12 protein-coding genes are annotated in these 22,084 nt (G+C 67.6%); 7 read left to right on the top strand and 5 right to left on the bottom strand.

Annotated features, from left to right (window positions below; all coding sequences use genetic code 11):
- Positions 1-46 precede the first annotated feature (46 nt).
- Positions 47-1,054, bottom strand: a complete 1,008-nt coding sequence (locus tag JOE57_RS00620) for a LacI family DNA-binding transcriptional regulator (protein ID WP_204915922.1) — start codon at positions 1,052-1,054, stop codon at positions 47-49.
- A 144-nt stretch (positions 1,055-1,198) separates the two neighbouring features.
- On the opposite strand from JOE57_RS00620, the gene JOE57_RS00615 reads away from it, so the two are divergent.
- Positions 1,199-2,314: an endonuclease/exonuclease/phosphatase family protein gene (locus tag JOE57_RS00615; protein WP_204915921.1), complete on the top strand. Its 1,116-nt coding sequence runs from the start codon at positions 1,199-1,201 to the stop codon at positions 2,312-2,314.
- Positions 2,315-2,317: 3 nt separating this feature from the next.
- Here the strand turns inward: JOE57_RS00615 and JOE57_RS00610 are convergent, their stop codons facing one another.
- Entirely contained in the window at positions 2,318-3,727 is a 1,410-nt protein-coding gene (locus JOE57_RS00610; RefSeq protein ID WP_204915920.1) for an SDR family NAD(P)-dependent oxidoreductase, read from the bottom strand.
- Positions 3,728-3,803: 76 nt separating this feature from the next.
- Here JOE57_RS00610 and JOE57_RS00605 point away from each other — a divergent pair, with 76 nt between their 5' ends.
- The gene (locus JOE57_RS00605; protein ID WP_204915919.1) at positions 3,804-4,760 is read left to right on the top strand and encodes a TylF/MycF/NovP-related O-methyltransferase; all 957 of its coding nucleotides are present in this window, start codon (positions 3,804-3,806) and stop codon (positions 4,758-4,760) included.
- A 62-nt stretch (positions 4,761-4,822) separates the two neighbouring features.
- The gene (locus tag JOE57_RS00600) at positions 4,823-5,623 is read left to right on the top strand and encodes a class I SAM-dependent methyltransferase (RefSeq protein ID WP_204915918.1); all 801 of its coding nucleotides are present in this window, start codon (positions 4,823-4,825) and stop codon (positions 5,621-5,623) included.
- Positions 5,624-5,671: 48 nt separating this feature from the next.
- Here JOE57_RS00600 and JOE57_RS00595 read toward each other — a convergent pair whose 3' ends face one another.
- Positions 5,672-7,201 (bottom strand): hypothetical protein, encoded by a 1,530-nt coding sequence (locus tag JOE57_RS00595; RefSeq protein WP_204915917.1) that lies wholly within the window; start codon positions 7,199-7,201, stop codon positions 5,672-5,674.
- 140 nt (positions 7,202-7,341) lie between these two features.
- Between JOE57_RS00595 and JOE57_RS00590 the strand changes: the two genes are divergently transcribed.
- Positions 7,342-9,477 (top strand): acyltransferase family protein, encoded by a 2,136-nt coding sequence (locus tag JOE57_RS00590; RefSeq protein ID WP_204915916.1) that lies wholly within the window; start codon positions 7,342-7,344, stop codon positions 9,475-9,477.
- Positions 9,478-9,489: 12 nt separating this feature from the next.
- On the opposite strand, the gene JOE57_RS00585 is transcribed toward JOE57_RS00590, so the two are convergent.
- Positions 9,490-13,002 carry a bifunctional glycosyltransferase/CDP-glycerol:glycerophosphate glycerophosphotransferase gene (locus JOE57_RS00585; protein ID WP_204915915.1) on the bottom strand — a complete coding sequence of 1,171 codons (3,513 nt, stop codon included), beginning with the start codon at positions 13,000-13,002 and terminating at the stop codon, positions 9,490-9,492.
- Positions 13,003-13,289: 287 nt separating this feature from the next.
- Between JOE57_RS00585 and JOE57_RS00580 the strand changes: the two genes are divergently transcribed.
- The 3 genes from JOE57_RS00580 to JOE57_RS00570 all read left to right on the top strand — a co-directional run bounded on the left by JOE57_RS00580 (position 13,290) and on the right by JOE57_RS00570 (position 20,461).
- Positions 13,290-16,475, top strand: a complete 3,186-nt coding sequence (locus tag JOE57_RS00580) for a CDP-glycerol glycerophosphotransferase family protein (RefSeq protein WP_204915914.1) — start codon at positions 13,290-13,292, stop codon at positions 16,473-16,475.
- Complete coding sequence (locus JOE57_RS00575; RefSeq protein ID WP_204915913.1) at positions 16,475-20,116, top strand: bifunctional glycosyltransferase/CDP-glycerol:glycerophosphate glycerophosphotransferase; 3,642 nt, start codon at positions 16,475-16,477, stop codon at positions 20,114-20,116. Before JOE57_RS00580 ends, JOE57_RS00575 begins: the two co-directional genes overlap by 1 nt.
- Before the next feature lie 81 nt (positions 20,117-20,197).
- Positions 20,198-20,461, top strand: coding sequence for a hypothetical protein (locus tag JOE57_RS00570; RefSeq protein WP_204915912.1), 264 nt, complete (start codon positions 20,198-20,200; stop codon positions 20,459-20,461).
- On the opposite strand, the gene JOE57_RS00565 is transcribed toward JOE57_RS00570, so the two are convergent.
- Entirely contained in the window at positions 20,412-22,004 is a 1,593-nt protein-coding gene (locus tag JOE57_RS00565) for a glycosyltransferase (RefSeq protein ID WP_204915911.1), read from the bottom strand. The two genes, JOE57_RS00570 and JOE57_RS00565, sit on opposite strands and share 50 nt — an antisense overlap.
- Positions 22,005-22,084: the final 80 nt, after the last annotated feature.

Genomic DNA, 22,084 nt, shown 5'->3' with positions numbered 1-22,084 from the left:
AAGCGTTTGGCAAGACCCTGCTCGGGCGGTGGGACACCGATTCCGCTCAGCGTGGCCCGCGCGCGGTCGTGCTGGCCCGGCGGACGATGGTGTGAGGGACGGTGATCCGCTCGATCGGACGATCGCGGTCGCGGATCCGGGCACCGAGCAGGGTGAGCGCGGCGTCGGCGAGCTCATGCTTGTCGAAGCTGACCGTGGTCAGCGAGGGGACCATGAACGCCGCCTCCGGCACGTCGTCGTAGCCGACGATCGACAGGTCCTCAGGCACCCGGAGCCCGGCACTGGCGACGGCGTTCAGCGCGCCCAGAGCCAACGAGTCGGTGAGGCAGACGATGGCATCAGGCGCCGGATGGTGCTGCAGGAACTCGGTGACGGCCTGGGCGCCGCCCTGGGCCGTCCACTGGGCGCAGCTGATCTCCCAGCCAGGGATCCGCTCGAGGCCGGCCAAGTCCATGGCTTCATGAAAGCCCTGCAGCCTTAGCCGTGAGCTGGCCGAGTTCATCACGCCCAGGAACGCGATCCGGCGGTGACCCTCCGCGATCAGCAGCTGGGTGACCTCCCGCATGGCGGCGACGTTGTCGACCCAGACATGGTCGGCGATGGGCTGGTCCACCTCCCCGATCAGGACCACCGGCGGCAGCGAGACACCGCGTTGAACCGCTGTCGTCTCCAGCAGCACAGGGTTGAGGATGAGGCCGTCCACCAGGTGCGCCCTCGCGGTGGAGAGCAGCTGCTCCTCACGCTTGAGGTCGATGCCGGTCTCCTCGATCTGGATGCTCCAGCCTCGCTCGGTGGCGGACTTGACGAAGTGATGGGCCACCTCGGCCGAGTAGGGCGTGCTCAGGTCCGGTAGTGCCAGCGCGATGACGCCGGTGCGACCGTTCCGCAGCCCACGAGCCGAGAGGTTCGGTACATAGTCGAGCTCTGCCAGTGCCTGCTCGACCCGGGCGCGGGTCTTGGGGCTGACCGTGACGGTGCCGTTCACCACATTGGAGACCGTCTTCGGCGAGACGCCCGCCAACCGGGCGACGTCGATCACCGTGGCGCGGACCATGCGCAGAGTCTAGTCATCGCGCCAGTACGCAAGCGTGGCCCGCGTATCAGGGGCGTAGTTGGCCGGCTCCTCATCTTGGGGCCGGTTCTGAGCTGCCTGAGCCGACCTGTCGAGCAGACCGTACCGAGGGAGACGGGGCGCACCATGCGACTGGCATCTTTCAATGTGGAGAACCTGTTCGACCGGCCCCGGGCGATGGGCCGTGACCTCGGCGATCGCAGCGCGGTGCTGCTTCAGGCCCATGCCGATCTCAACGCCATGCTTGAGCACGACGTGTACACCGACCGGCTCAAGACCGCGATCCTGGAGCGGCTGCGGGTGCTGCGGCTGCTGGGGTCGGACGCGGCCACCTATGCGGTGCTGCGGCAGATCCGGGGTCGTCTGCTGAGGCGCTCGAAGAGCGGCGGGACCACGGTAGTGGCGGGTGGCCGCGGCGACTGGATCGGTTGGGTGGAGCTGACCACCGAGGCGATCAGTGAGGTCGCTCTGCGGAACACGATCCGGGTGATCACCGACGTCAACCCGGACGTGATGGCCGTGGTGGAGGCGGAGAGCAGGGTCGCTCTGAAACGCTTCCTGGACGCCGGTTTCGCCGAGCTCCCGGTCGGTAGCAGGTTCGGGCACGTGATGGTCATCGACGGCAACGACGACCGCGGGATCGACGTCGGCATCGTCAGCAAGCCGGACTACCCGATCGAGTCGGTCCGCTCGCACGTGGACGACGTTGACGCCTACGGCCGGGTGTTCAGCCGGGACAGTCCCGAGTACACCATCCGGATGCCGTCCGGGCGGAGACTGGTGGTGATCGTCTGTCACCTCAAGAGCAAGGGGTACGGGGGGCAGGCCGCGTCCAACGCCACCCGACTGCGTCAGGCCACCCGGACCGCGGAGATCTACCGTCGGCTCCGGGCGGAGCGGGTCAGCTGGGTCGCCGTGGTCGGTGACTTCAACGACACCCCTGCGAGTGCGCCACTCGAGCCACTGCTGCAGCACACCGATCTGCGGGACATCAGCCAGCACCCGGCCTTCGTCGCCGATGTCCGCCCGGGCACCTATGGCAATGCGACGGCCTCGGAGAAGATCGACTACGTCCTGCTGTCACCGCAGCTGTTCGAACGCGTACGGGGTGGCGGGGTCAACAGGATGGGGGTCTGGGGCGGCGTCAACGGCGACCTCTTCCCGCACTACCCGACCATCACTCGGCCCTCGCAGGCCGCCTCGGACCACGCGGCGATCTTCGCCGACCTCGACACCGATTGAGGCTCAGCCGTTGCCGAGCGCGGCCGGACCTTCCTCACGCCGGATGTCGATGACGTGCCCGGTCTGGCCGGACAAGAGCACGTCCATCGACTTGCGCGCGACCTCCGCTGATGACAGCAGGGTGCCCGGCGGCTCGTCGCCGAACGCCTTGGTGCGCATCGGGGTGCCGGTTCTCTCGGGGTTCACGCAGTTGACCCGTACTCCGCTGCTGGCCCATTCATCCGAGAGCGCCTGGGTCAGGTTCACCACGGCAGCCTTGGCCGACGAGTAGAGCGAGTACCCCGAACGGCCGCGGGTGTAGGACGAGGAGGTGAACAGCAGCAACGAGCCTTGGCTGGCAGCCAGGTGCGGGTAGAACTCCTGGGCGATGAAGATCGGAGCGAGATAGTTGACCTCGGTAGCGGTGAAGATCGTCTCCTCGCTGGTGTCGGCCAGCTCACCCCTGGGCAGCAGCCCGGCGGTGTTCACCACATAGTCGACCCGTCCGGTCTCGGACAGCACGGCCCTGGCGGCTGCGGCGACGTCCTCGCGTCGGTCGACGTGAGTGTTGGTGGAGGAGCGGGAGAAGCTCTTCACGGTGGCGCCGTAGCTGCGGGCCAGCTCGGCGATATCGGCGCCGATCCCGTACGAGCCGCCGAAGACGACGAAAGTCTTTGCGTGCAGCAGTTCGCGGTAGCGTTCGTCGCTGAGCGAGGCCGGGGTGTCGGCCGAGGTGAGCTGGAACAGCTTGTCGGCGATGTAGACGTCGATCGGCTCGGTGACCTTCATATTGCGCTCGTGGCCCGGCACCACGGCGATCGGCACCTCGGGGAGGTAGCGCAGCACCACCGTGCAGTCATCCGTCGCCGTGAAGTTGGGGTCCAGCTCGGCTTTGGCGTAGGCAGCCCGCAGGGTCGACAGCCGAAAGGACTGCGGCGTCTGACCGCGACGCAACAGGTGACGGGGGAGTACGTCGGAGATGTTCTCGGTCGCGGCGTCCACCTGGATGACCGTGTCAGCCGAAGGGATCGCCGTATCGACAGCCTGATGGCTGGCGAGAGCCTCGACGTTGGCGGCGATGATGGTCTGTGAGACGAGCGGTCGCACCGCGTCGTGCAGAATCAGGTTGCACTCCTCGTCACCGAGTGCGGCGAGCGCGGCTGCGGTCGTGTCGTTGCGCGTACCGGCGCCCTCGAGAATCCTGCTGACCTTGGCGTAGCGGCCGTTCTTCACGATCGCCCGGACAGGGTCGAGGTGGCCAGGAGCCATCATCACCAGAATCTCGTCGATCAGCGGAGACGCATTCAGCGCCGCGATCGTATGTTCGATGATCGGTTTCCCGGCGATCTTGATCAACTGCTTCGGGATGTCCAGTCCGACCCGGGTTCCGGTGCCACCGGCAAGCACGACAGCGACATTGCGCAACTTTTCCACCGGCCGACTGTATCGTCCCGTGGACCCGCGCCCCTCATCCTGACCTCCGGGCCTGCGACGTGTGTTTGGATCGAGTATGGGTTGGAGACGTAGGGTCAATCAGGCTCTCAACCAGGCAACGGGCTACTCGCTGGTGCGGACGGTCGATCTGCACCGGCTCAGACGGCGGGCCGAGAGGGTCGACGAGCGGGCCATTCGGGAGCGACGACGGCTGGAGGCGGTCGAAGCGCGCCTCGCACAGACGTCCGAGGCGTTGGGTCGGCAGGTGGAGCGGATCGGGGCACTCACCAAGCCCAAGCCCAAGCCGCCGGCCCCGCTTCCGGCCGACTATGACGACGAATTCAAGGCGATCTGGCCGCTGGTCAAGGACCGCACCATGAACACCCACGAAAAGCTCTACTACCTCTACTCCGCGGTTCGCTACGTCGAGGCGCAGGCGATACCCGGGGCCTTCGTCGAGTGCGGCGTCTGGCGCGGCGGGTCGATGCTGGCGGCCGCCCGCACTCTCGAGCTGCTGGGGACGACCGAGCGTGACCTCTACCTGTTCGACACCTTCAGCGGCATGACCGAGCCGGATGAGCGTGACGTGCATGTCTGGGCGAAGAAGTCCGCGACCGAGATCCTGAGCTCCGACGACACCACCGCTGCCAAGATGTTCATCCCCGCCTCGCTCGACGACGTTCGCGCGGGGTTCGACGAGCTCAGCTATCCGCCCGGGCGGATCCACTACGTCGAGGGCCCAGTGGAGGAGACCATCCCGGACCGGGCACCCGAGCAGATCGCCATCCTGCGGCTCGACACCGACTGGTACGCCTCCACCAGGCACGAGCTTGACACGCTGTACCACCGACTCGCGCCCGGCGGGGTCCTGATCATTGATGATTATGGCAGTTGGCAGGGCTCTCGCGATGCCACCGATGAGTTCCTGGCCAACACCGGCGAGCCGCTGCTGTTGACCCGCGTCTCCCGCACCAGGGCAGCGGTGAAGCCCGGGCTGACGACCAGGGTCGCGCCCGGCAGCTCACCCTTTTAGGCATCATCGACGGGCAGGGCGATGAGCCCCTGTCGCGGCCGATCTTCGGCTAGCGTGCAGCCATGAGGTATCTGGACTTTCTCGCCACGGTCCACCGGCTGCTACGCCCATCGACCTACCTGGAGATCGGCATCCGCAACGGGGTCAGCCTGTCGTTGTCACAGTGCCGCTCGATCGGCGTAGACCCGAACTACCAGGTGACCGCTGAGCTCGACGGGGACTTCGCCCTGTTCCGGACGTCCAGCGACGAGTACTTCTCCCGGCCCGATCCGCTCGCCGCGACTCGAGGCATCCCGTTCGACCTGTCCTTCATCGACGGGCTGCACCTGTTCGAGTTCGCCCTGCGTGACTTCATCAACGCGGAACGGCACAGTTCAGCCCGATCGGTGATCATCTTCGACGACGTGATGCCACGGTCGATCGACGAGGCGGCGCGGGTGCGGCATACCAAGGGCTGGACCGGGGACGTCTACGCGATGGTCGAGGTGCTCGCCCGCTTCCGGCCGGAGCTGACCGTCCTGCCGGTCGGCACGAAGCCGACCGGGCTGTTGCTGGTGCTCGGACTGGATCCCGATAACACGACCCTCGCCGACAACTACCAGGCCCTTGTTGCCGAGTATCGACGTCCCGACCCGCAACCGGTCCCGGTCACCCTCCTGGACCGGCTCAGTATCCTCAGCCCGCAGCGGGTGCTGGCTGCGGACTTCTGGGACATCCTTGCCGGCACGGACCGGTCGAGCTCCGCCGATGCGGTCAGGCCGGCGCTTGCTGAGCGCCTGGGTCGGACTCTCGGACCGGCGTTCGGCGCCCGGGGCGGCCATCACGAGTCCGACCTGCAGGCCGTCCCTCCCACAGCTCGCTGAAGCCGCACCCGCCCAACAAGGGTCCCGGGTCGGGTGCGCCCTGAACGGTCAGCGCCGCGTCAGCCGGCGATAGAGCGATCGGGCCATCTCGTTGCGGGCCAGCGCTCGTACGGCCGGCTCCAAGGGTGCCGGCACTCTGCGACGCAGGGTAGCGACGATCCCCCGGGGGGCCCCCGCCCGGTTGAGCTTGGTCGATGCAGGTCGGCGCGGCCTGACTGCGGCCTTGCGAGGACGCACCTTCTCCAGCGTCATCCCACCGGTGGCAAGGATGTTCAGTGCGAGTCCGGTCTGTGCTGCCCCTGAAGGGCCGAACCGGGTGGCGATCGGACTGCTGCCCGCAAGCCCGCTGACAAAGCTCTCCACCCGGGCCGAGGAGCCATCGCACACCAGCCGCGCCGGAAGGCGGAACTTGCCCAGCAGGATCGAGCCCGCTGTCACCGACTGACCCACGACATGCACCGCAGGCAGAGCCAGCGTCAACAACGTGCCCGCTACCGTCTCCGCGACCTTCGCATTCAGCGCGTCCACGCGCCCGACAGGGCTCGACCCCGTGCAGCCCACATCAACGGCGAGACTGCCATCTGCCGACACCACAGCGACCAGGGTGCCGTTGATGACGGCTGCCGGGGCAGAGCCCATCGGGACCGGGGCGGTCAGATCAGGCAGGTGGTTGAGACCGTAGACCCCGAGACGGATGACCCAGATACCCGGTTCCAGCGATGCCCCGAGCGCGGCCGTCAACGGATCGACCCGAGCTGTCGCGGTGACCTCGAGCTGACCGTCCGCCATCGCCACCGTGCCGTCGGTCGGCAGCCACCACTCGAGTCCCGTGCTCTGCTGACGCACTGAGCAGCGCACCTGCGCCGAGGCGACCTCGCCGCCGATACCCTCGGTGGGGGCCTGGGCCGACAGCTTGATGGTCAGGACGCCGGACTGCCAGGACAGCCCCGGTTGCGCGATGATGAGTTCCGGAGCTGGGACAGCGCCAGGCAGGTCGACACCGACCAGGGCCGGGTAGGAGCCCAGCACCGCAACCCGCCCGGAGATCACGTCCGGAGGAATCTCGAGGGCACCACCCAGCGACAGCTGGCGATCGACCAACACCGAACGACGGACCAGCAGACAGGGCCAGGTCGCTGCAGAGCCGGCGGACAGGCCGTCGGCACTGTCATGATCGTCGAGGAACACCACACCGGATATGCCGTCGCCTACCGCACCACCGCAGCGGCCGACCACGGCGTCAGCCTGGTGGCGTTCGCCCTGTCCGTACAGGCGCTCCAGCGCCTCGGGTAGTAGCCGAACGTTCGGCCCCTGCCGTTCCGGACTCAGCAGCAGCAGGTACTCGGCGTCGAGGTCGGTCGCAGTCAGCGGGCCAGTCGCGTGGCATCGCACGTTGGGACGGTTCCGGGTCAGCGGTTCGACCCGGTCCATCAGTGCGGGGTCCTGGTCGGTGCCCGGCACGAAGACGACCTGGAACTCGGCGTAGGGCAACGTCTGCGCGTCCATGGACTCCACCAACCTGACCATGGAGTCGCCGCGGAAATCGGAGCTGACGATGACGCCGACCTTGGAGACCATGCGGTCATCTTTCCATCATCAGCGGGGAAGCGAGTGGCACATCGTAGGATGGCTGAGGTTTGTCGGCGCGCGGCTGTCTGCTCCGCGTCACGGGACCGCTCGGGAGGACGACCGATACTGACACCGAAGGACCATGCCCTGTGAGTACGACTGCGGAACTGGCGTCCGTCCCCGTCCGAGGTAAGCCGGCCCAGAACCAGGGCAGGCCTGACCGGTTCCGAGCTGACATCCAGGGTCTCCGGGCCATCGCTGTCAGTCTGGTCCTGCTGTACCACCTCTGGCCGAACCGGCTGACCGGTGGGTTCATCGGCGTCGACGTCTTCTTCGTGATCTCGGGTTTCCTGATTACCTCGCATCTGGTCGGTTCGGTGCCGACCCGGGGCGCGGATCTGGTCCGGTTCTGGGCGAAGCGGATCCGGCGACTGCTGCCGGCGGCACTGCTGGTGCTGGCCGCGACCCTGATCGGTAGTCGTCTGTTCGCGCCCGAGACGCAGTGGGACAACACCGCGCGCGAGGTGATGGCCGCCACCGTGTACGGGGAGAACTGGCGGCTGGCGCAGACCTCCGTGGACTACCTGGCCTCGGAGAACGCCGCTTCCCCGGTGCAGCACTTCTGGTCGTTGTCGGTGGAGGAGCAGTTCTATCTGTTCTGGCCGATCCTGATCCTGCTGCTGGCCGGCCTGGCGCGCCGGCGAGGCTTGCCCACCCTCAAGGTGGTGCTGGCCGGGCTGGTCGTTGTCGTCGGCGGATCCCTGGCCTACTCCATCCAGGCGACCAGCACCGAGCCGGCCAGCGCCTACTTCGTCACTCCGACGAGGATGTGGGAGCTCGGCGCCGGCGCACTGCTCGCTGTGATGACGAGGCTGGCGGCGGCCAGGCTCGGGCGAGACGCCGAGCGGGAGCGGGCAGGCGGTCGTTGGACGCTGCTCGCCTGGCTGGGCCTGGCGGCGGTGGCGCTGACGGCGGTGACCTACACCGGCGCCACGCCGTTCCCGGGCTGGCAGGCGTTGCTGCCGGTGCTGGGTACGGTGGCCGTGATCGGCGCCGCAGCCGCGCCAGCGGGGCTGTCGCCGACCCGCCTCCTGAGGCTGCGACCGGTGCAGTGGATGGGGGACATCTCCTACTCGGTCTACCTGTGGCACTGGCCGCTGATCGCGCTGCTGCCGGCCGTCAGCGGCGGTCATCTCGGTCGTCTCGACAAGTTCGCCATTCTTGTTGCCAGCCTCGTCCTCGGCACCCTGTCCAAGCGCTACGTCGAGGATGCCTTCCGGTTCGGCCGTCGGGTGCCGGGCATCAGGAGAACCTACGTGCTCGCCGCGGTGGCGATGAGTGTCGTCCTTGTCCTCGCCGGTCTGCAGGTGGTCGAGATCCAGCATCGTCAGCAGCAGGCCAGGGCCGAGCTCGAGCAGGCACTGTCGGGCGACAACCCCTGTTTCGGCGCCGCAGCCTGGTCGTCCAAGGTGACCTGCCAACCGGTGCCCTACTCGGACATCCTGCCCTCACCGGCGGACGCCGCGAAGGACAAGTCCGATGCGTACAGCGACAACTGCTGGGTCTACCCGCCGTTCAGGACGACGAAGTCGTGCATCTTCGGCGACAAGAACGGACAGGTGTCGATCGCCCTGCTGGGCAACTCCCACGCAGGACACTGGCTGCCGGCCCTGCAGGAGATCGCCAAGCAGAAGCACTGGAAGATCACCACCTTCCTGGCCTCCGAATGCACTCCCAGTACGACCCCGGTCCAGTGGGATACCGACGCCAAACAGGCCGGCTGCCTGAAGTGGGCGAAGTCTGTCCAGCGACAGATCATCAAGGGCCACTTCGATCTGGTCGTCGCCTCCAACCGGAACGGACATCCGGCGGTCGGCCTCACCAACAAGAAGAGCCAGAGCGCGTGGCAGGCCGGCTATCGCGACTATCTGTCCACCCTCGACCGAGCCGGAGTCCACGTCAGCGTCATCCACGACAACCCGTTCCCCGGTAAGCCGATCCCGGACTGCCTCGCCGAGAACCCCGACCAGATGCACACCTGCGATGGTCGGCCCGACCGCTGGGTGCCGCGCGACCCGATGGTGGCGGCTGCAGAAGAGCTGCACAGCTCCCGGCTGAGTACGGTCGACCTGACTCGTTACTTCTGTGACGAGCAGAGCTGCCCGGCGGTGATCGGAGGCGTGATCGTCTACTTCGACGGCTCCCATATCACCAAGACGTACTCGCGGACGCTAGCGCCCTACCTGTTGGGCCCGCTGACCGCGGCTGTCGCCAAATCGCGCTGAGGTGACAGCCGGTCAGCGGCCGAAGAACTCGGTCAGCACCCGATCGCTGGCATGTCCGTCATGCAGCTGGTTGTACTCGAGGTTGAACTTCCGCAGCGGCTCGGCGAAGTCGGCCACGACACGGTCGAGGTCACCCAACGCCTCGGCCACCTCGGCCGTGCTGCCGAGCAGCGGACCCGGCGCTGTCGGCTCGTACTGGAAGAGCGGCGGACGCAGCATGAAGTAGTCCTCGAGATCCGGGACGAAGAACAGCATCGGCTTGCCGGTGATCGCCCAGTCGAAGCGGAGCGACGAGTAGTCCAGCAAGGCCACATCGGCGGCCAGGGTGAGGTCGTTGATCTCGGGATAGTCAGTGACGTCGATGATCCGCGACCGGCCATGCACCCGGTCGGGCTCCCGCTGGTTGTTGTTGTGCCCACGGACCAGGATGACGTGGTCCTCGCCGATGCGCTCGCTGAGCTGGTCGAGGTCGAGCTGGTCGAACCGCCTGGCGGCAAAAGTCCGGGTGGTCAAGCTGTCGCGGTAGGTCGGGGCATACAGGATGGCGGTCTGGGACTCCTCGATGCCGAGCCCCGCCCGGGTTTGCAGCCGGAGCTCGTCCGCGGTCGCGCTCAGCAGAACATCCGAGCGCGGATAGCCGGTGACGAGCACCTGCCCGGTGTATTCGTACTCCTTGCGATAGAGGTCGACGCAGAACTCACTCGGGACCAGGATGGCGTCCCAGTCACGGTTGCGTCGCTCGCACTCGTACGCGATCCGGTCCTCAGACAGCCCCTTGCCCGTCCAGAAGGTTTTGCCCATGGACTTGAAGGGATAGCCGTGGAACGTCTGAAGGTAACGCTGATGGGGACGCTTGCGGAAGAACGGGTCGAAGTCGATGTTGTTGCAGAGGTAGGTCGAGGCGGCCAGCTTCTCGAACCAGCGCCGGGAGCCGATCAGCAGCGGCACGCCACCGTCGGGCACCCGGGTGGCGTAGTCGGCCACGCCCCAGTAGAGGGTCAGGTCGCTGTCATGAGCGCGCAGCGCATCGTGCAGCGCGCGTTGGCTGTCGGTCGCAGTCTCCCCGCGATAGCACTGGAACAGCACGCTGTCCTCGGGCTCGACGTCGAAGGTGCTGTACCACTTGCGCAGCCGCGTCTCGGCCCAGTTGCCACGCTCGGCAGAGTCCAGCGGAGCGGCGAGTTGGACCCGCACCTGGTTCTGAGCATTGGTGGAGAACCGCACCTGATGGACGGTCGTCGACACGTCGAGGGGTAGCGTCTGCTGCACCTCCTGGCCCCAGGCGAAGCGGTGATGTCTGCCCTCGGTGTCGGAGAGCTCCAGCCAGAGACTGCCGGTCGCCAACGGCTGCGGCGACAGTCCGAACAGGGATGCGGTGTTGGCGAACCGCCAGACCAGCCGTCCATCGGGGTCGCGCTGCTGGTCAGTCAGCGGCACCTGCACGGTGGAGCTGCGCAGGACGACCCGCGTAGGGTCGATCTCGGACGTGCCGACGTCGACGATGAAGCGGAACTCGTCGTCCGACGCGGTGGCCTCGGTGACCAGCAGGTGAGGTGTCTCGGTGCACAGTCGGACGAACCCTCGCGGCAGCCGCTGCCAGAAGCCCTCCAACTCGCCCTGGAGGGCGAGGCGACCATCATCGACGTCGGTGGGCCATTCGAGGAAACGAGCGGCGCCGCGGTCGCTGAGGACGCGCAGGTCCCACTCGGACGGCACCACGCCCGCCGGGTCGCCGGGGCCGGGCAGGGTGAGCGAGAAGGCATAGCTGCCGTCGGGCTGCTTGCCCAGCGGAGCCTCGACCTGCACCTTGCTGGTGAGCTCCGTGGCACGCACCGTCATCGGCGTGAACTGCCGATCGACACCGGTCCGCAGCCGGCCGTGCACCACCCGACCGGGGGCTGTCGTGGCCAGCTCGGTGGCGACCACCGTCGGCGGGCGGAGGGTCAGCACAAACCCGGCAGCCGGGTCGAAGCGTGGCACCGCCTGCAAGCCCTCACGGCCGATCGGGTAGGCGGACAGACCGGACGGCGAGGCGGAGGAGCCGACCACGGACTGGTGCACCGTTCCCTCACGCACGATGTCGTCCAGCGCCACACGGAAGCGGAGCTGCCAGTTGCGCTCCTCCGTGTCAGGTCGCACCAGGTGGGCGGTGTCCAACCTGACCCGGAAGCACGTACTGTCGCAGTTGGCGTGCCGCTGTCCGGACCAGCGGGTCGCGTCGGGGTCGATGAACAGCTCGACCGGCAGATCGATGCGCTCACCGGTGGCAAGGTCCAGCAGCCAGACCTCGGTCAGCGGAGTCCGTCCCTCGAAGTCGATCGACTTGATGTAGGACCAGCCGGTCAGCCTGAGGGTGCCTGCGTCGACCCACTCCGCCTGACGGAGGCAGGTCTGCAGGGCGGTCTCCTGGGCGCCCAGCTCACAGACGTCGCTGGGCAGCTCGAGGCCGAGGAAGGCCGACAGCTCATCCGTCGCCAAGATCCTGCCGTCGGCGTGGACCGTCGGCGGCGGCGAGCCCCCTTCCCGGAAGAACCGCTCGCAGGTCTCGACCTTGTCCCAGGCGCCCAGCGAGGCCAGGTAGCCGGTAACCTTCTGCCGCAGCCGCACATGCGACATCGCCTCCGCATCGGCCAGGGCACGGTAGCGCGCGAACGCATCCCGCAGAAGATCCCGGTACTCCTCTTGGGCGACCAGGGCATGTTCGATGAACGGTGGGAAGTCGGTGTCGAGGACCCGACCGACCCAGGCGGCCCGCACGGTCGGCGAAGCTTCCCGCTGCAGGATCTCGAGTGCCTCACCCTTCACCTCGACCCGGTCCCGAAGGTTTGACAAGGCGTGCTTCTGCTGGCCGGTGGAGGTCATGTCCTCGCGCATCCGCCAGTGGTAGGTGACCCGGGCCAGGATGTCGAAGGAGGTCGCACGCACGTACGCGGTGACCATCGGGACGTGGTCCTCGTAGACGATCCCGCCGCGGTAGTCGCCGATCTTGTCGATCCAGAACTTCCGCCGGAACATCCGGTTGCAGGCGATCACGTCCTGCAGAGCAGTGGGAAACTCGTCGATGGTGATGCCGATCCGGTCGCGGAGATGGACGGGCACGTTCCAGGCCGGCTGGCTCAGCCGACCGTTCTTGATCCGTCGCACCGATCCCACCGAGAAGTCCGACCCACTCTTCTTGAGCGAGTTCACCATGTATTGATAGGTGCCGGGCGGGATGATGTCGTCCGCGTCGACGAACGTCAGGAAACGCCCCTGAGCGTGGCGTACAGCGAGGTTCCGGGCCGGACCCTGGCCGGCATTGTCCTGCTGGAAGGTCCGTACCCGCGGATCGGCGGCTGCGAAGGCGGCGATGATCTCGGGGCAACGGTCCGTCGACCCGTCGTCCACGATCAGCACCTCGAGGTTGCGCAACGACTGGCCGAGAACGCTCGTCAGGCACTCGGCCAGGTAGGCGTCGACGTTGTAGACGGGGATGATCACGCTGAGCACCGGCCGCTTGGCCTCCACCAGCCGACCTGGTGACATCCAGACCCTGACCCTGCGGGCGGCGACGGGCGGAAGCAACTGGAACAGCCGCCGTGGTGTCCGTGCGGCGACTGACCGGGCCAGGCGTCGTAGCGTTCGTCGCGCATTCATCGGGTAGGGACTGCTCCTCAGTTCTCGATCGTCGTCCACGGCTCTTTTGGGACCATGGACCCTTGACAAAACCCGAGCCATCTTACGCCCGGGGACGCCTGGGACCCGCTTCTCCGGTGCGGCACGTCGGCTAGTGGATGTGCTCGGGCTGCTGACCACCGGGTAGGTTGTCGACCGTGACGACGGAGGAACCTGCCAGGATCGCGGTGCTGGGCAGCTGCATTACGCGAGACAGTTTCAACAGCCGGTTCAACCCACGGTACAAGGATTTCTACGTCTGCCCGCTGATTCAGAACCAGACCTCAATCATCAGCCTGATGTCGGAGCCGATGACCCTCGGCGACGACCAGTACGGAGGGATGACGGCCTACGACCAGTGGAATGTCCGGACCGACCTGAACAAGGAGTTCCTGGCCAAGGTCGTCGACCTGGCCCCGGACTATCTGATCCTGGATTTCTTCGCCGACATCCACTTCGGCTGCCTGCAGCTTCCGGACGGCCGCTACATCACCAACAACCGGTGGAAGCTTTGGCAGACAGGGTTCCACCGCGAGCTCAAGGCCACCGACCAGCTGGCCGAGCTCAAGCTGCAGAGCGACCCAGAGGCCTACCTGGAGCTGTGGAAGGCCTCGTTCGACCGGTTGGTCGGCTATCTGAGGGAGAATCTGCCCCAGACGGCCGTCATCGTGCACCGGGGCCGTAACACCGGCAGTCTCCAGCTCCCCGGTCAGTCAGAGACGGTGGACCTGCAGCAGCACCGGAAGATCTCCAAGCTGAACGTCCCGTTGGCGAACGCGCTGTGGGCCACCTTGGACGACTACGCGGTCAACTCGACCGGCTTCGACGTCATCGACCTCACCCGACGGGAGTACCCCACCTTCGACGGCCATCCGTGGGGACCGTTCTACGTCCACTACACGCTCGACTACTACAGCGACTTTCTGACGGCCCTGCACAAGATCCACCTGACCCGGGCGTGCGGTCTCCGAGCCGGGGACCTGCCGATGCGGGTGCTGGCCGATGTGGAGAAGCTTGCCGCGGTGGGTCCGAACCTGGCCATCGCACGGCTGTCCGAGCAGCTCTCCGGCCAGGCTCGCCCTCCGCAGGCAGCCGGCAAGAAGGCGCCAGGCAAGAAGGCGCCAGCCAAGAAGACGGCAGCCAGGAACGGGTCCGACCGGAAGGCGCCGGTGTCGGTCCGGACCCGGCTGAAGCGCAGGGTGAGACGCGGGATCCGGCGGGTAGCGCTGCTCGAGGCCGGGTGGCAGCGCTTCGCGCCCGACCGGCGCAACGTCGCTGCCCCGGCGTCCGCCGAACCCTCGGCCATGCCGCCGGTGCAGGCCACTCTCGCCACCTGCCGTTGGCTGGGTCCGAGCACGCTGCAGCTGACCGGGTGGGTCTGGGCGAAGGGTGTCGAGGCGACCGAGACGTCCCGGCCCGAGCTGACGATCTGGATGGAGCAGCGGGCCGGGGGTCGGAGAATCGGGGCCAGTACCCGTGCCCACGTCGACCCGGAGGTCAACGTCGTGGCCAAAGACGCGAAGACCGACCACAGTGGCGCTGGATTCACCGCAGTGCTGGACCTGGCATCGCTGGCGAGCCCGTCGACCGGGGGGCCGTGGCGGCTGCGCTGCAGCCTCACCTCGGAGGGCCGGGCATCGACCGTGGCCTTCAACGGCCGGGTCATGACCGGCTCGGCCGGCCGGCTGCTGCCGTCGGCCGAGATCTCCGGAAACCGGCTGCTGCCGACCTGGACCGAGGAGGATGGCCTCCACGTAGAGGCTGTGGCGGCGGACGAGGTTGACTCGACGGGCCGCCTTGACGAGGCCACCCGGCTGCTGATCACCGACGTCGCCATGATGGGCGAGCCGGAGCCCGACGTCGAGATCACTGGCTCATTCACCGCTCGCGGCACTGACCGAGTGGTGGATCCGGCCGATCTTCGGCTCGAGCTCCACGGCACCCAGGGCGTTTTCGCCAGCCGCCTGCAGATGGACGGGGACGTCTTCGAGACCAGCGTCCCGCTGGTCGTCAGCCAGTGGGGCGGCCGGCCAGCACCACTGATGCAGGGGACCTACCAGCTTCGAGCCTGGCTTGGCGACGAGGAGGTGCCGGTCGTCCTGTCCGAGCCGGTCATCGAGCGTCTGCCCGTGAAGCTCACGACGGATCGGGTGGTGGCCACGCTGATCCGCAGCGACCAGGATGCTCCGATGATCGTGGTCAGCCCGCCACTGCGGCCGGACGAGCTCGGCGAGCATGCCCAGGCGGTCCTGCAGCGCGAGTATGCCCGCACCTCGGTGGTGCCGGACGGCTCGGTCTACTTCGAGAGCTTCTACGGCCGGAGCGCGACCGACAGCCCCCGGGCGATTCACGACGAGCTGCGTCGGCGGGGGTCGGACCGGGCCCTGTACTGGGCCGTGAGCGACTACTCGGTGCAGCTGCCCGAAAGCGCCATACCGGTGCTGCTCCGTAGCCGGGAGTGGTGGGAGCTGCTCGCTCGGGCGTCGTACTTCGTGCACAACTGTGGCACGCCGGGGCCGCTCCGCCGGCGCGACGACCAGGTCGTGGTGCAGACCTGGCACGGCACGCCGCTGAAGCTGCTCGGTTATGACCGTCCGCTCCATCAGGCCAAGGTCGGTGCGGTGAAGTCGATCAGCACGATGTCGGCTCGATGGAGCTACATGATCGCCCAGAACACCTACAGTGCCGAGACGTTCAGGCGTGCGTATCTGTACGCCGGCACCATGCTGGAGGTCGGCTACCCACGCAACGACTCCCTGGTCGGGGCGAGCGCCGACCAGGTGGCCGCCATTCGGCAGAGGTTGCAGATCGCACCCGACCAGAAGGCCGTCCTGTACGCGCCCACCTGGCGCGACGGAGACGCGAGCGTGGTCGGCTATCTCGATCTGGAGGCTCTGCGCGAGAGGCTCGGCCCGGACTACGTGTTCCTGCTGCGAGGGCACACCAACACCCTGCGCAACGCGCCGCGCAGGACCGGTTCCGGCCTGATCGACGTCACCAGCTATCCCCTGATCAACGACCTCTTCCTGGCCGCCGACGTGACCATCACCGACTATTCCTCGATCATGTTCGACTATTCGGTCACCGGAAAGCCGCTGCTCTTCTACGTGCCCGACCTCGACGACTACCGGGACCGGCGGCGCGGGATGTACTTCGACCTGGCTGCCTCGGCACCCGGCCCGCTGCTCACCTCGCCCGAGCTGGTCGCTGAGTCGCTGCAGAGCCTCGACCGGGTGGCGGAGGACTACGCCGACAGGTACGCGGCGTGGCGCACCCGGTTCAACCCGCGCGACGACGGCCATGCCGCGGCCCGCGTGGTGGACGCGGTCTTTGGTGACAGCTGATGTGGAGCACGCGCGTCCGCCGGGCGCTTCGCCATCGACTGGCAGCGATCCGTCGCCGGGTCGCTTCGACGGCCACCACCAAGCCCCGGAAGGTCGCGAGCCGGAAACCGAAGCTGTCGGTGGTCGTCGACGCCTACGACGGGTTCGGCCCGTTCTTCAGCGATTGTCTCAGCCAGCTGCTCGGCCACGAACCTGCTGATCGCGAAATTCTGGTGGTGCTGCACGGAGCCAGCAGCAGCGTGCGCAGCCTGGCTCTGGCCCAGGCCCAGCTGGATAACCGGATCGTGGTGCTCGACGACACGTTCGAGGACGCCGCAACTGCGCGCAACGCCGGCGCCGCCCGGGCTCAGGGGACCTTCATCGCCTTCGTTCGCGGCTGTGACGTCATCCCGGCCAGGGGACACCTTCAGTTGGTGCGCAGCTTGATCAGGTCCGGCTCGGACCTCGCCGTGGGGCGCCTGGTTGTGCGGCGCGGGCCGGTCAGCCCCAGCAGCATCGACTTCGAGTCCGAGGCCGGGACCGGGTTCCGGCTCGCCGATCGGCCCAGTGTGGTCTCCGACACCTTCGTCGGCAACCGGGTGTTCCGCCGGAAGTTCTGGTCCAGTCAGCGGCTCAGCTTTGAGCCGAAGGCCGAGCCGGACGCGATGACACCGATGATCAAGGCCTACCTGAACGGCAGCTTCGACCTGGTCGCGGACCCGGTTTACACCCAGCAGGAACGGGCGGAAGGCAAGCCGTTCGGCTGGATCCGGCCCCAGTTCGCTCGGCTGGACGACTGGCTGCGCGACTACCACGCCGCCCAGCAGCTGCTGACCGGTCCGAACGGCACCGCGGCGGCCCGTGCCTGGCGGCTGGCTCTGCTGGACGGCGGACTGCTGCCATTCATCGACGATGCGGAGGTGGCGACCGCCGGCCAGTGGTCCTCGCTGCGGACGGTGGTGGGTGAGCTGAGCGGTCAGGTCGATGCCTCGGACTGGTCCCGGATCAGGGCGGAGAGCAAGATCAAGCTGTGGCTCGTGCGGCAGGATCGCCGCGCAGACCTGGTGGAGTTCCTGGTCAGCCGCTGGTACGTCAAGCCGCAGGTGGAGACCACGGTGTCGGACGGCTCTGTGCTCGCCCGGCTGCCGTTCTTCGAGCAGGGACGTGATGACCTGCCCTGGCAGGTGGGCACAGAGGCGTCTGACTCGCAGTCCTTGCCGATGGGCTGCTTCGAGATGGCGCCGTCCGAGACGCCACTGGTGGTCTCGCTGCGCCGGGCCAGTTGGCGGGGCCCGGTGCTGGAATGCGAGGTGTGGGCGTTCATCCGACGGGTCGAGGCCGCTGACCTGCCCACTACCCTGCGGGTACGCCTGCGCAGTCCAGCCCCCCACAGTCCAGCCGCGCAGAGTCCGGGGGCAGACGATCTCGTCGAGGTCGTGGCCGAGCCGCGATGTGACCCCGCTATCAATCTGTGGGCGGCGGACCGGTTCCAGGACCACCGACGCCATGTGTTCAGCTTTGAGATCGAGGCCGACCGGCTGACCGCCAGGGCCGGCACCTGGGTTGTCGATTTCGAGCTGACGGTCGCCGGGCTGGTCCGGACCGGTGGCCTGACTCGGGTCGACCCGCAGGGCTCCGCAGCGCAACTGAGTGCCTGCGTTCACCGCGGAACCCGGCTGTGGCCCAAAGCGGAGCGTCGATCGGGCTTTCGGATCGAGGTCGGCAGCACGCCGGCGCAGCTCGTCCAGGTGAGGGTCGACGGGCGCACCGTTGTGGGGGCCGTCACTGCAGGTCCTGCGACCCGGTTGCGTCGGCTGGTGGCGCGCAACAAGCCGCTCGAGGTGGACGTGCTGCTGTCATCGACCGGGACGGATCGCGGGTTCTCGTTAACGCTGCCCGAGCCACCAGCCGATTCCGGCGGCAGCTGGACGGTGCGCGCCGTCACCGACGAGGGCGCGGAGGTGCCGGTCGGCTGGCCGGAAGAGGTGGTCACCGGGCAGCGCAAGTCCGGTCCGGACGCGTCGGTGGCAGCGGTCCGGACCGCTGCCGGCAACCTGGCTGTGGAGGAGGCCTCGGCATGCTTGCTGGTGGATGCAGTCACGGTGAACGAGACCGCTCTGACCGTGGAAGGACGCTGGCTGGGCAGGCCGCCGTCCACTGCTGTGGTGGAACTGCGCTCCGATGACGTCAGCGTGACCGGCACTGTGCAGGAAAGCGATGGCGGCCTGCGCGTCACCTTCGGGCTGCGACTCGATCGTTGGGGACGGGGGGAGGCGCTGCTGCCCGGTAGGCGCTATGCGCTGGTGGCACGCGGGGGGTCCTCGGACGTCGCGGTACCCGCCTGGGCCGGAGAAGAGCTGCTCGGCGAGCTTCCGGTCGACCACTGCTCGACGACCGTGCGCTGCCAGGTCGTGGCAACCCGGGGCCGCGCGGTCGAGCTGGTCCTGAGTGCCCCACTCGACGACCATACGCTCAGCCCCGTCGGTCAGCTCCAACTGCAGCGTAGGTATGCGCGAGCGCTGCCCGCTATCGACCACCGCGCCGTCTATCTCCAGTCCTACGACGGGCGGGTGGCAACCGACACCCAGCTCGCGCTGCACGAGGAACTGCGCCGCCGAGGCACCGACGTGAAGCTCTATTGGGGCGTCGCGGACCACGCGACGCTGCTTCCGGAGGGTGCCATCCCGCTCGTGATCAAGAGTCCGGAGTGGTACGACAAGCTCGCCTCGGTCGGCTATCTGGTCAATAACGTCGACTTCGATCGGTGGTTCGCCAAGAAGCCTGGCCAGCGGTTCCTGCAGACCTTCCACGGCTATCCCTCGAAGGCCATGGGGCTGACACTCTGGCGAGCGAAGAACTTCTCACCGCGCCGGATCGAGGCCGAACGTAACCGGACCTGCGAGACCTGGGACCTGGCCGTCACTCCGACTCCGGAGATGAGCGCACACTACCGTCGCGAATACCGCTACGAGGGCCCGCTGTTCGAGCAGGGTTATCCGCGCAACGACATCCTGCGGTCAGCGCACAGGGAGCACATCCGGGCTCGGACCAGGCGGTCGCTGGGAATCGCGCCGCACCAGACGGTGGTGCTGTACGCCCCCACATGGCGAGATGACATCGCCACCGGCTACGAGGCGGCGCCGCTGCCCACCCACTTCGACCTGGACCTCGCCACAGCGGAGCTGGGCAGCGACTTCGTCCTGCTGCTCCGGGGACACCGCTTCCACAGCAGGCGGGCAGCGGCGAGCGCTGCCGAGGCCAGGCTGGTCGACGTCACCGACTACCCCGAGGTGAACGACCTCATCCTGGCCGCCGATGCCGGGGTGTTCGACTACTCGTCGATCCGGTTCGACTTCGCGCTCTGCGGCAAGCCGATGATCTTCCTCGTCCCCGATCTCGACAGCTACGCCGGCGGCGGCCGGGGGTTCCTGTTCGACTACTCCGACTCGGCGCCGGGGCCCAAGGTCGCCACCTCCGCCGAGGTCGTCTCCTCGCTGCAGAACCTCGCAGGTGTCCAGGACGAGTATCGGCTGGCCTACCAGGAGTTCAACGCCCGGTTCAACGCCTGGAACGACGGCGCGGCGGCGGCCCGGCTGGTGGAGGCGTTCTTCGGCCCGCAGTCTCGTGCTGCAACGGAACCCGGAGGATCAAGGTCAGCCTGATCGTCCTACCTACTGCCCCGGGAATAGGCTCGATCGCGTCATCAGCTGCACACCATCGACGAGACCAGGCCGCACCTCCGGGTGACGACGATCCCCAACTCGAGCTGGGCGAGCCGACCGCGCAACATCGAGCTCGAGATGGCCCGGGGTGAGTATGTCGACTTCCTCGACCACGACGATCGGCTCTATCCGCTCTGCGACGTGTTCGCCGCCGTGGCGGACCCGGCATGGGTCATCGCCGAGCGCACCGGCCTTCGGTTCGGCCGGCTACGACTGCCGTTCGCCGGCACGGTAGTCACCGGGCCCGTGCGCTCGATCTGGCATGGAGACGCTCGACGGCTGTGACGACGCCGTCCCTGTCGCTGGACCAGAGGGTGATCCGGTGACGCTGCAGACCTTGACGCCAGGTGACGGTTTGCATTACCCGGCTGAGCTGCAGGGGGAGATCGTAGGTCCAGCGACCGACATCGACGCGTAGACGGAGCGACCATCTGGCTGGGTCGGTCGGATGGGCCCCCTTCCCGTCGGTGTCTCTCGGCAACAGCTGCCGGAACGGCACTGCGGCGATCAAGCCTGACGGGCCACCGTAGTCGAGCGGGATCAGCTCGACGGCAGACTCCGTCGCCGCCGGCACGTCGGTGGAGATCAACCGCCGGTTCGGAGGCGGCACCTCCTCGGGGCCCAGTCGCAGCAGCGCGAGCCGGACATTCTTCGCACTGTCCGGGCTGACGCCGACCTGTCCGCTCACTTCGAGGTGCGCGCGGCCCAGCCGCACATCACTGATCACCACGCCGCGCACCAACCTGTCCCAGGTGCCCTCTGCTGTCATTTCGTACCATTCGTCCGGGTAGGAGGTGCGGGGGTCCCGAAACCCCGGGAACCAGGAGTACACCCGATCCCCGTCGAGGACCATCGGAGGGCGCGCCGCCTCGGCCTGGAAGCGGAGGACGCGATGCAGCGACTCGAGCTCGCCCGCCTGGGCCAGCCGGAGTCGGAGCCGCGCCGAGGCCCACAGGGCTCGGCTGATGCCGTCGGTCAGGTAGCTGTCGGCCAGCTTGGCGAAGCCGGCCGCCAGTGCCCGCTGGTCCTCGGGCGGCAGGGTAGGGAGGTCGACCCTGATCAGCTTGCCCAGATCGAGCAGGAAGTGCCGCTTCAGGATGGCATCTCGAACCGGTCCGGGCTCCACCACCGAGGCGATGTGGTTCACCACCGCACCGAGGTCGTGAAGCCGGGACTGCCACGAGGATGAATAGGTGATGTTCGTGGAGTCGCCTCGTCGAACCGCGTAGTAGCAGGTGTAGTCCGCAAGGACGGAGACGCGTCGCGCCCGGGTCATGGCTTCGACGACAAAGGGCTGGTCACTCCCCACCTTGAGGTCCAGGGCGTAGCGGATCCGGTGCTGACGGATGAGGGAGCTCCGGAAGAGTTTCGTGTTGGACAGGGAGTTGGCCAGGGGATGGTCGAGAAAGTTGATGTCGGGGGCATTGGCGGTGAAGAGCTTCTGGTCGACCACCCGGCCGCCGACGCCCTCCATTCGGCCGATCACGACGTCGGAGTCCCACTCGTCGGCCCTGGCCACGAGCCGCTCCAGCGCCTCGGGTCCCAGATAGTCGTCTGCGCCGATGAAGAAGAGGAACCGGCCGGACGCCACGTCCAAGCCGCGGTTGCACGGTTGAGCCGGGCCACCGGAGTTGGGCTGGTGGATGACCGTGAAGACGTCGGGGTATGCCCGGGCGAACCGGTCGAGCTCGTCGCCGCTGCCGTCGGTCGACCCGTCGTCGACCGCCACGATCTGCAGCCGGTCGCGTCCGATCGACTGGGCGACCAGCGAATCCAGGCAGGCGGTCAGATAGGGCATCGTGTTGTAGACCGGCACGATGACACTCACGTCGGGCACCCTCACGTCGGGCACCCTCACGTCGGGCACATCGCACGCACTGTCATCTGCCGGACCGGCAGCAGCGACTG

Source organism: Microlunatus panaciterrae, assembly GCF_016907535.1.
GTDB classification, from domain to species: Bacteria; Actinomycetota; Actinomycetes; order Propionibacteriales; family Propionibacteriaceae; genus Microlunatus; species Microlunatus panaciterrae.
Note: the sequence above shows the minus strand (reverse complement) of the source record. Positions and strands in the feature narration are given on the sequence as shown.